Here is an 11,178-nt window from a genome sequence, read left to right on the forward strand (position 1 = left end):
GTATGAATAGAATTTTGATAAATATATTTTCCGTCATAATTACGTCCATGTATTTTTTCCCTTTTGAATTTCTTTTTTTACCAGGGATTAATACAAAAATGATGTTAGCTGGGGTGGGTTTGATTATATTAGGAAAAAGGCTGGCACAGCAAGGGATGGGAAAGATAGACCGAGACTTCTTCTTTTTATCTTTATTGGCATTTGCTATATCTTTAATTAGTTTGATAACTATGACAGTAAATGAAACAAAAGATGATTCTTTTTTGACCTATTTTATATCTATGTGGGTTTGGATGGGGGGAGCATATACTGTCATAAGATGGTTGAAAATGGTTTATGCTCATGTGTCTGTTGAATTGGTATGCAACCATTTAATTGCGGTCTGTGTAGCCCAATGTATAATTGCTTTTATGATGGACGTGTATCATCCCTTGCGAGATTTCGTAGATGGTTTTCTTGGAGGAGAAGGATTTATGGGAAAAACAGAGGGGCGACTGTATGGAATTGGTGCAGCTTTGGATGTAGCGGGTCTTCGCTTCGCTGCAGTATCTGTAATGATAGGTTATTTATTGTCTAAAACGAGCCAAATGAGTGAAAAGAAAGTTATAATATATATATTATCTTTTTTGGTAATTGCTGTTATTGGGAATATGATGTCTCGTACAACAACATTAGGAGTTATTTTAGCATTAATCTATTGGTGCTATTCAAGTTTTATACTGCGTCAGTACACAGAAAATAAGAGATTGTGGATTTGGCTAGGTGGAATATTGTGTGTGGTTTTACCTTTCGTTATATACTTGTATAATACAGATACAACCTTTTATAAGAATTTACGTTTTGCATTTGAAGGATTTTTTTCCCTTTGGGAAACAGGAAAATGGGAAGTTTCTTCAAATGATATATTATTGAAATCAATGGTCGTATTTCCAGAAACTTGGCATACATGGATTATTGGGGATGGATATGCTGCAAATCCTAGTATAGGTTCTTATGCTGATCCTTATTATATAGGACCTACTTATGGTGGATATTATATGGATACAGATATTGGTTATCTGCGTTATATCTTTTATTTTGGTGTGACAGGAACTCTTGTATTTATTGGTTTTATGTTGAAAGCTGCATTAATCTGTATAAATCGCTTCAAAGGATATAAGATGATGTTTTTAATGATATTGCTGGTGAATTATATAGGATGGTTTAAGGTTTCTACAGATATTTTCCTTGTTTTTGCTATTTTCTTGTGCGTCAGTTTGGAAGAGGAAAAAGAGGCAGAAGAATATAGATTGTCAGAGTCTAAAATTGGTATGGTATGAAAATCATTTATTGCACTCATTCCACATACAATCCTGGCGGGATGGAACGTGTACTTTTAAATAAGGTAACGTACTTTTCTCAGCTTCCGGGATGGGAGGTCTCTGTGGTGACTACCGACCAGCATCAGCGTCCTCCTTTTTATCCGTTTCCGGAAAAGGTGCGGATGACGGATTTGGGGATTAATTATTCGGAGGATAATGACAAGGGGACCTGGAAGAAAATTGTGGGATACCTCCGCAAGAGGAAGGAGCACAAACGGAAACTGACGGCCTTGCTGGAAAGGGAAAGCCCGGACATCGTGGTGTCGCTTTATCCGTCGGAGTCGTCTTTTATTCCGGAAATAAAGGATGGCAGCAAGAAGGTACTGGAATTGCACTTCAACAAATATTTTCGTTTGCAGTATGGACGTAGTGGCATTATTGGTTGGATTGACCGCTGGCGTACCCGACAGGATGAACGGATTGTCCGTCGGTTTGACAAGTTTGTGGTGCTGACCAATGAGGACCGGGGCTACTGGGGAAATCTGCCGAATATCGAGGTGATTCCCAATGCGGCCATGCACGTGAGCGACCGTTATTCTGACGTAGAAAACAAACGGGTCATTGCGGTGGGACGGTTGGATTACCAGAAGGGGTTCGACCGACTGATTCAGGCCTGGCAGAGGGTGCAGTCTACGGGGCGGTTCAAGGACTGGACACTGGATATTTTCGGACAGGGGGAATGGCAGGAGATGCTTCAGCAGATGATAAATAAGGCAGGTTTACAATCCGCCGCACGAATCAATCGTCCTACAAAACAGATTGGTGAGGAGTATGTGAAGAGTGACCTGCTGGTGATGAGTTCGAACTACGAAGGGTTTCCGATGGTGATGATTGAAGCGATGGCTTGCGGATTGCCGGTGGTGTCGTTTGACTTTAAATGTGGACCAAAGGATATCATCCGTCAGGGAGAAAACGGTCTGTTGGTGCACAACGGGGACGTGGACGGATTGGCGGATGCCATGATGGAAGTGATGGCGGATGACGATTATCGGAAAATGCTTTCGGAGAATGCAAAAGCGGTGGTAGATACGTATTCGGAACAGGCGGTGATGGCCCGGTGGCTGCGTTTGTTCGAAGAACTGACAAGAAGATGAAGAAACTATTACAGATAAATCCGGTGTTGCGGCAGAATACATCGACAGGCCGCATCATGCAGGAAATTGGGGAATTGGCTGCCCGGCATGGCTGGAAGACATATATGGCTTACAGCAAGGGACGCGACGGCATCCGGGAGTGCCAGTCGGAGATTGTGCCGGTGGGCAACAAGTGGAGTACGCTCTGGCATGGAGTGGAAACCCGTTTGTTCGACCGTCACGGGCTGGCATCGAAAGGGGCTACGCGGCAGTTTGTGAAAAGGATGGAGGAAATTCAACCGGATGTGGTGCATATTCACAACATTCATGGGTATTTCCTGAATTATCCGATTTTGTTCGATTACCTGGCCGGGAGCGGCGTTCCGGTAATCTGGACGGTGCACGACTGTTGGCTGTATACAGGGCATTGTTATTATTATTCATTTGCGAGATGTGACCGATGGAAAACGGGCTGTCACGACTGTCCGCAGAAGAAGGAGTTTCCGGCTAGCTGGCTGTTCGACCGTTCGCGGCGGAACTTTGCCGACAAGCGGGAGGCCTTTACGCGGCTGGGAAAGGACCAGCTTACCATCGTGCCGGTTTCGGAATGGATAAAGGGGGAGATGCAGCAGTCGTTCCTGAAGGAGTATCCTTTTCAGGTGATTCACAACGGAATCAATACGGATGTGTTCCAGGTGTACGACGCCGGGGAAGTCCGTCGCCGGTATCAGCTGGAAGGGAAGCGCATCTTTTTGGGAATGGCCAGCATCTGGAGCCGTGAAAAGGGGTTGTACGACTTTATTCAGATGGCCGACATGCTGAATGCAGAAGAAGTGATTGTGCTGGTGGGCGTGAAACCGGAGGAGCGGAAGCTTTTGCCGGGAAACGTCGTAGGAATAGCACGGACGGAGAATATCCGTCAGCTGGCAGAGCTGTATGCGGCGGCTGAGGCTTTTGTCAATCCTACCTGGCAGGATAATTATCCGACGGTGAACCTGGAGGCGATTGCCTGTGGCACACCGGTGGTGACGTATCGCACAGGGGGAAGCGTGGAAGCGGTGACCGTGGAAACGGGGTGCATCGTGGAACAAGGTGACGTGAGGGGGCTGCTGGAAGCGGCCCGCGCCATAACCCGGCGGGGAAAGGCGTTTTATCAGGCACCGTGCCGGGAATATGCGTTGAAGCATTTCCGGAAAGAAGACCGATACTTGGATTACCTGGATTTATATGAAAGGAAAATCCGAAAAGGATGATATGACAAAAAGGTTGGTATGAAGAACAAAGAACTGAAAATTCTACAATTAGGTAAGTTTTACCCGGTGAGAGGCGGGGTGGAAAAAGTGATGTATGATTTGATGGTAGGACTGTCGGAACGCGGAGTGGACTGCGACATGCTGTGCGCGGCCTGGGAAGGGGAAGACAGTGTGACGCAAGTCAACGGACATGCCACGCTGATGTGCTGCAAGACGTTGCTGAAAGCGGCGGCTACGATGATTTCACCGGCCATGATTTTCAAACTGCGGAAGATATGCCGCGGATACGACATTATCCACGTGCATCATCCGGACCCGATGGCGGCGCTGGCGTTGTTTCTTTCCGGCTACAAAGGAAAGGTTGTCCTGCACTGGCACAGCGACATCCAGAAACAGCGCTTTTTGCTGCAACTCTACAAGCCGTTGCAGCAGTGGCTGATTGCGAGAGCGGACCGGATTGTGGGGACTACCCCGGTGTATCTGGCAGAATCTCCCTTCTTGAAGGGGGTGCAGACCAAAACGGTGGCTTTGCCCATCGGAGTGGAGCGGATATGCCCCTCGGAAGAAGGAGTGGAAGCGATGAAACAACGGTACGCAGGAAAGAAAATCGTGTTTTCGCTGGGAAGACTGGTTCCTTACAAGGGATACAAGTATTTGGTGGAAGCGGCCCGTTACCTGGGCGATGACTATGTGGTGTTGATTGGGGGAACAGGACCGTTGAAGGACACACTGGAGGCTGAGATCGAGCATCTCGGACTACGGGGAAAGGTAGAGCTTTTGGGAAGGGTTAGTGAAGAAGATCTTCCTTTATATTATGGAGCTTGCGAGGTGTTTTGCTTGAGCAGCGTGCAGAAAACCGAGGCTTTTGCCATTGTGCAGATTGAGGCCATGTCGTGCGGCAAGCCGGTGGTGGCTACGAAGATTCCCCAGTCGGGAGTGTCGTGGGTAAACCGGGACGGAGTGTCGGGCATCAACGTGGAACCGGAAGACGCCAGGGCACTGGCCGAGGCTATCCGGAAGGTGACCGGCGAGGGAAGTCGGTACAAAGCATTTGCGGAAGGGGCATTCAAACGCTATCAGGAACACTTTACGAAAGAAAAGATGATAGAAAACTGTTTGAAGATTTATTTGAATTACTATGAGCAATGAAGAAGTGAGAGCTATGTTATTATCGAATGACCATGCGACTGAAAAGAAAGGGGGCTACAAGGATGCAATGTCGCCGGTAGCTTGTTGGGTAAAAAGGGGATTTGACGTGACGCTGAGTCTGATGGGACTGGTTGTCTTTTCTCCTGTGATATTGGTTATCGGGGCGTTGATCAAGCTGGAAGACCATGGACCTGCCATTTTCAAGCAGGAACGGGTGGGTTATCGCGGAAAGACGTTTATGCTGTATAAATTCCGTTCGATGAAGGTGACGTCGGAAGCAGACGGGATTCCGAAACTTTGCCAGAAGGAGGACGACCGGCTGACGCGGGTGGGACGTTTCCTGCGTGAACACCACCTGGACGAGCTTCCGCAGTTGTGGAACGTGCTGAAGGGCGAAATGAGCTTTGTAGGGCCGCGCCCGGAACGGAAATATTTCGTAGACCAGATTCGGGCCATCAATCCGGATTATGAGCTGTTGTATCAGCTGCGGCCGGGATTGTTTTCGCCGGCTACGCTTTACAACGGCTATACGGATACTATGGAAAAGATGCTGGAACGCTTGCGGATGGACTTGAAGTATTTGGCTACGCGTTCGTTGTGGCTGGATTTGAAGATTATCTTTCTGACGGTGGCATATATTTTGCTGGGAAAGAAATTCTGAAAAATAGTATGAATTAATTTGATTACAAAAAACAAGATGGAGACAATGAGACCGAAACCGGACTTGCAGTTGCGCAAGATTGGCAGTCAGTATATGATTGTGGATACTTGCCACGGAAGTGTGAACATGACGAAAGTGTTTGAACTGAATGAGACGGCGGCACGGATATGGCAGTGGCTGGGCGAACAGGCACTGGATGTGGAAGGGCTGGCCGACAAGTTGTGTGAGGAATATGAAGTGGGAAAGGAACAGGCACGGAAGGATGTGACCCGGCAACTGGAAGAATGGAAGAAGCTCGGACTGGTGCAGTAGAAAAGGAAAAAGCTTTCTGGAATCGGAGGGAGCCGGCGGCTTTGCTGTCGTTGCTGCGTGCCGGACTGTGGGAGCAGATGCCCGATGGCCTTTCGCTTTTCCCTTTGTCGGAAGCGGAATGGGAGGAGGTGTATCTGCTGGCCCGCCGGCAGACGGTGACAGGACTCGTGTGGCAGGGTATCAGTTACTTACCCGACGAGTGGATGCCGCCGGGAAAGGTGCTGGTACGCTGGGTGGCAGTGGTCGACGGCATTGAACGGAAGAACCGTTTGATGAACCGGGTGGTGATGGAACTGCAGGACTGGTTCCGCCGGGAAGGACTGCGGGTGGTGCTGCAGAAAGGCCAGGGGGTGGCACTCTTCTACGAGAAGCCTTTGTGGCGGGAATGCGGCGACATTGATTTCTATTTCCCCGACAAGCAGGAAAGTGAACGGGCGGTGGAGTTGCTGGCCCGGAAAGGGGTGAAGGTACAGCGGGCTGCCGACGGCAGCGTGCATTATCGATGGCGGGGAGTGGAAGTGGAACACCACGTCCGCCTGCTGGACATCTGCAATCCGTGGGCACAGAAATACCTTCGCCACCTGGAAGAGACAGCCGGTTTCCGTGAGGTCAGCTTGTATCAGGGAGGGACGGTGACCGTCCCTGCGCCGGAGTTGAACTTGTTGATGCTGAATGCCCATATCATGAAACATGCCATGGGATGGGGCGTCGGTCTGCGGCAGTTGTGCGACATGGCGCGTGCCTGTCGGGTGCTGGAAAAAGAGGTTGATTCAGAGAAAGTTTGTGAGATGTACCGCCGTGCGGGCATCCGCAAATGGAGCAACCTGCTTTATGCCTTTCTGAAAGAGCAATTGGGATTAGCGGATGAATTTATATATTGTAAATCAGTGAATTATAATTCGACTCCGTTGTCCGAAATTGTGTGGAGGGGAGGAAATTTCGGCTGGCATTCGGAGGAAAGAGTCTGCTCTTCACAAAAAAAATGGAAAAGAAAGTTACAAACTTTTCTTTTTTTCTTGCAGAATGTCAAATTTTCTTGTAAGTTTGTAATAAGAGAATCCTTTTGGACGATTATGGACTTAGTAAGGGGACAAGTGAGATGAGTACTGAATGGTTTTTCTGTGTGGCTGGATTCGTTTTCAGTGTGTCGGTTCCGGCAGAAACGGATATTGAACGGCTGCTGCCTTCGTTCCTGCCATTCAGATGCGAAACAGACAAAGGGGGCAAGCTACTTTTCAGATGGCAGGCTGTGTCGGGACCGGTTCCCGGGAAGGACGAGAAGACCGCCTTGCTGGAAGAAAGCTTCAACGACCTGGGCCATGTGAGTCTGTGGAGGGAGAAAGAGGGGTATCGCATCGATATGCATTACACCGCTCAAAGTCCGCAGCACGTGATGAAAACCAGCCGTGACTTTACCTCTGCCGTAGCCTATATTCAGTGGGAGGATCCATACGTCAGTTGTGTCTGTACTTCACTGCTGAGAATCGTGTATTCGCAGGCGGTGCTTCTGCAGGGAGCGGTGTCGCTTCATGCATCGACAGTATATCAGGAGGGATATGCCTATCTATTTCTAGGGAAAAGCGGTACGGGAAAAAGTACGCATTCGGCTTTGTGGATGAAGCATTTTGGGGGGACAGACTTGCTGAACGATGACAATCCAACGGTGCGTGTGGAAGGCGGAAAAGTCGTGGCCTACGGTACACCGTGGAGTGGAAAAACACCCTGTTACAAGAACCTGTGTTTTCCGGTAGGAGGGATGGTGAAGCTGGTGCAGGCACCGTTCAACCGGTTTACTCCGCTGAAGGAAGTCAATGCGTTTGTCGCTCTTTTCCCGGGATGTGCGGTGATTCGTCAGGACGGGCGTCTGTGCGACGGATTGTATGACACTTTGTCACAAATAGTAGAGCGTGTACCGGTGGGAAGACTGGAATGTCTGCCCGAAGAAGAAGCTGCGGAGGTGTGCCGGGAAGGCATCCGGAACGGTGGAAAATAACTGTGAAAAATAACTGTCTGACTAAAATCAAAACAATTATTATAAAAAGAGAGAAATGAACAAGCAACTTGTATTTTTGAGCTTACTGTTTGCCTTGCTGTTGTCTTCGTGTGCTTCACGCAAGAACTTTGTCTATTTGCAGGATATGCAGATGGGCGAAGGTTATCCTATGGATACGAAGCACGAGGCGGTGGTACACCGTGACGACCGGTTGGGCATCGTGGTGTCTTGTAAGAATCCGGAACTGGCCATCCCGTTCAACATCCAGGGTGGAGTCTTCCAGATTGATTCGGAAAGTAATGTATCTTCTTCGGGAGTCGCTTCCGGAAAGGAAAAGGGGTACCGTGTGGATGTGAACGGAGAAATTGATTTCCCGATTCTGGGAAAACTCCATGTGGAGGGACTGACCGTGAGCGAAGTGACAAAACTGATCCGGGACCGGATTGTACAAGGAAACTATATCAAGGACCCGATTATTTCCATTGAATTCCTGAATTTCAAATATACGGTGTTGGGAGCCGTGGGACGCAACGGCACATTCAGTGTGGACGGTGACCGTGTCACTCTGCTGGAGGCCATTGCCAATGCGGGCGATTTGACCTCGAAGGCTCGGATTGACCGGGTGGCTGTAATTCGCGAAGTGGGCAACGAACGGCAGATGTTCATGCACGACCTGCGCAGTACGGATGTGTTTGAATCGCCTTGCTTCTATTTGCAGCAGAACGACATCGTGTATGTGGAGCCGAAGTACCGCAAGAAAGATACGGAGGACCGTGGATGGCAGGTGGTTACGACTTTGCTGTCGTTGGTAACTGCAGTCTGTTCCATTATGTGGGCCACAAAATAACGAATGGTGTGTGAAACTAAACTAAGAAAAGATGCAGACAACGAATAAGAACAGCCAGAGCCTGAACGTGGTAGATTTGACCATGTATTTGGTCTCCAAATGGAAATGGTTTCTGATTTCCATCGTGATATGCGTGGGAGTGGCGTGGTTGAAGTATGCCCGGGCACCTTTCGTGTATTTCCGTTCGGCTACGGTGATTATCAAAGACCCTTCCAACAAAACGAGTACGGCGGGTTTGGACCGATACGACAACTATATTAATAAGGTGAACGTGGCAAATGAAATCCTTCAGTTTCGCTCGAAGGAACTGCTGCGGGAAGTGATTCAGCGGACGCATGCCGATGTGAGCTATCAGGTGAAAGACGGGCTCCGGATGAACGAACTTTACAGCTTGGCCCCAGTAAGCGTCAGTTTTGTGGATGCCACCAAGGAACAGGGAATGGCCTTTACGGTGATTCCACAAAATAAAAAGCAAGTGGTGATTACAGACTTTGCCTCGAAAGAAGACAAGGAAAGTTATACGGTGGCGTTGAACGACACCCTTCTCCTTTCGACGGGAAGAATCGTGGTGACGGCTACCAACTTCTACGGCGACAAGTGGAAGGGACAGAAGGTGCATGTGCGGAAACTGCCGATTGATGCGATGGTGGCTTATTATCAGGGAAATATCGGTATCCGTCAGGAAGAGGACGAGTCTTCCATTCTGACGCTCTCGATGAAGGATGCGTCGGCGGCCCGTGCAGAGGATGTGCTGAACATGCTGATTACGGTGTATAACGAAGAAGCCATCAAGGACAAGAACCAGGTGGCTGTAAATACGGCCGAGTTTATCAACGAACGTTTGGTCATCATCGGGCAGGAGCTCGGTGATGTGGAATCGAACCTGGAAACATTCAAGCGTGACAACCAGGTGGTGGACATCTCTTCTTCGGCTAGTATGTATATGAGCGAAACGCAGAAGTACAACACCGATGCACTGGAACTTGAAACCCAGCTCCGTCTGGCCAGTTACATCAAGGATTACCTGACCGACCCGAAAAAGGAAACCGACCTGATTCCGGCCAATACGGGTATCAGCGACATGAACATCGAGACGCAGATTAACCAATATAATGTGGCCAAACTGAAGCGTGACAAGCTGATTACGGACAGTAGCGAACGGAACCCGGTGGTGGAAGAATTGAACAACTCCCTTCGGGCCCTCAAGCAGAACATCATCCGGGCGGTGGACAACATGATTGTGAGCATCAATGTGAAACTGCGGGACGCACAAAGCCGGGAACAGCAGGCGCAGGTGCGGGTATCTTCTATCCCGACCAAGGAACGCAAGATGTTGTCTATTGAGCGTCAGCAGAAAATCAAGGAGGCCCTTTACCTCTTCTTGCTGAACCGCCGGGAGGAAAATGCATTGTCGCAGGCCATGGCCGACAACAATGCGCGCGTGATTGACAGTGCCGACGGTAGCAATGCACCAATTGCTCCGAGCCGCAACCGCATTTTGCTGTTGGGCTTGCTGGTGGGAATTGCCTTGCCGGGAGCTGCCTTCCTGATGATTCTTTTCCTGGATACGCGTGTACACGGACGGAAAGATTTGGAAGGTGCGGTAAGTGTGCCTTATTTGGGGGAAATTCCGCTGGACAAGGAATATGCTAACCGCAAGAAAGACAGCATGTCGGTGAAAGAACAGGGGGACGACATCGTGTCGGAGGCTTTCCGCATTTTGCGTACCAACATGGCTTTCCTGGCCAAGAAAGACAAACCGATGCAGGTAATCACGTTTACTTCTTTTAATGCGGGTGCCGGAAAGACGTTTATTTCACGAAACTTGGCTATGAGTCTGGCGTATACTAAGAAACGGGTGATTATGGTGGACTTGGATATCCGTAAAGGTACGTTGAGCCGCCATTTGGGACATCACCGGGTGGGCGTCACCAATTATCTGTCGGACAATACGGTCCGCGTGGATGATATCATTCAGAAAGGAGAAAAATTTGATATTATTTCTTCGGGTGCGGTTGCTCCGAATCCGGCTGAACTACTGATGGATGAACGCCTGGACGAACTGATAAGCGAACTGCGCAAGCGGTATGACTATATCATTGCCGACAATGTGCCCGTGGGACTGATTGCGGATGCTACGATTGCCAACCGTGTGGCCGACCTGACCATCTTTGTGGTGCGGGCGGGCAAGCTGGATCGCCGGCAGCTTCCGGATATCGAGCAGCTGTATGAGGAGAAAAAGCTGAAGAACATGGCCTTGGTATTGAATGGCGCCAATCCGGAACGCCATGGCTATGGATACGGCTATGGATACGGTTACGGCTATGGCTATGGTTATGGCTACGGCCATAAGAAAAAGAAAAGTTCAATTTTTAAATCAATATGGAAAAGGTAAAGAAAAGAACAGAGAGTAAAAATCAAAAAATGAGAGAAACAAAGAATAGACTTTATATAGATTAATTTATTATATGACTCATTTTGTGCGTGATTCTGAAGTTGTGTAATCCACAAGCAATAAGAATCACCATA

The 11,178-nt window shown here is 48.9% G+C and carries 10 protein-coding genes; all 10 read left to right on the forward strand.

The features are described 5' to 3' along the window. Positions 1-2: 2 nt before the first annotated feature. From OCV81_RS12740 to OCV81_RS12785, 10 genes are read left to right on the forward strand one after another with little or no spacing between them, the layout of a single operon-like run. Positions 3-1,319, forward strand: coding sequence for a hypothetical protein (locus OCV81_RS12740; protein WP_148330308.1), 1,317 nt, complete (start codon positions 3-5; stop codon positions 1,317-1,319). Next, positions 1,316-2,455 carry a glycosyltransferase family 4 protein gene (locus OCV81_RS12745; protein ID WP_148330309.1) on the forward strand — a complete coding sequence of 380 codons (1,140 nt, stop codon included), beginning with the start codon at positions 1,316-1,318 and terminating at the stop codon, positions 2,453-2,455. Before OCV81_RS12740 ends, OCV81_RS12745 begins: the two co-directional genes overlap by 4 nt. Then, on the forward strand, positions 2,452-3,687 hold the full coding sequence (locus OCV81_RS12750) for a glycosyltransferase (RefSeq protein ID WP_148330310.1): 1,236 nt from the start codon (positions 2,452-2,454) through the stop codon (positions 3,685-3,687). The genes OCV81_RS12745 and OCV81_RS12750 overlap by 4 nt, the downstream gene beginning before the upstream one ends. 18 nt (positions 3,688-3,705) lie before the next feature. Further along, positions 3,706-4,836, forward strand: a complete 1,131-nt coding sequence (locus OCV81_RS12755) for a glycosyltransferase family 4 protein (protein WP_148330311.1) — start codon at positions 3,706-3,708, stop codon at positions 4,834-4,836. Beyond that, positions 4,826-5,497, forward strand: coding sequence for a sugar transferase (locus OCV81_RS12760; RefSeq protein ID WP_394802542.1), 672 nt, complete (start codon positions 4,826-4,828; stop codon positions 5,495-5,497). The genes OCV81_RS12755 and OCV81_RS12760 overlap by 11 nt, the downstream gene beginning before the upstream one ends. Before the next feature lie 36 nt (positions 5,498-5,533). After that, positions 5,534-5,809: a PqqD family protein gene (locus tag OCV81_RS12765; protein WP_239464742.1), complete on the forward strand. Its 276-nt coding sequence runs from the start codon at positions 5,534-5,536 to the stop codon at positions 5,807-5,809. Next, a complete protein-coding gene (locus OCV81_RS12770; RefSeq protein ID WP_148330312.1) occupies positions 5,782-6,912 on the forward strand; it encodes a nucleotidyltransferase domain-containing protein in 1,131 nt (376 codons plus the stop codon). The genes OCV81_RS12765 and OCV81_RS12770 overlap by 28 nt, the downstream gene beginning before the upstream one ends. A 20-nt stretch (positions 6,913-6,932) precedes the next feature. Beyond that, positions 6,933-7,802 carry a phosphoenolpyruvate carboxykinase gene (locus tag OCV81_RS12775; RefSeq protein WP_262640356.1) on the forward strand — a complete coding sequence of 290 codons (870 nt, stop codon included), beginning with the start codon at positions 6,933-6,935 and terminating at the stop codon, positions 7,800-7,802. Between the two features lie 55 nt (positions 7,803-7,857). Continuing rightward, the gene (locus OCV81_RS12780) at positions 7,858-8,649 is read left to right on the forward strand and encodes a polysaccharide biosynthesis/export family protein (protein ID WP_148330314.1); all 792 of its coding nucleotides are present in this window, start codon (positions 7,858-7,860) and stop codon (positions 8,647-8,649) included. A gap of 31 nt (positions 8,650-8,680) precedes the next feature. Beyond that, positions 8,681-11,044: a GumC family protein gene (locus OCV81_RS12785; protein ID WP_148330315.1), complete on the forward strand. Its 2,364-nt coding sequence runs from the start codon at positions 8,681-8,683 to the stop codon at positions 11,042-11,044. Positions 11,045-11,178: the final 134 nt, after the last annotated feature.

The sequence above is a fragment of the Phocaeicola fibrisolvens genome (assembly GCF_025567125.1).
GTDB classification, from domain to species: Bacteria; Bacteroidota; Bacteroidia; order Bacteroidales; family Bacteroidaceae; genus Phocaeicola; species Phocaeicola fibrisolvens.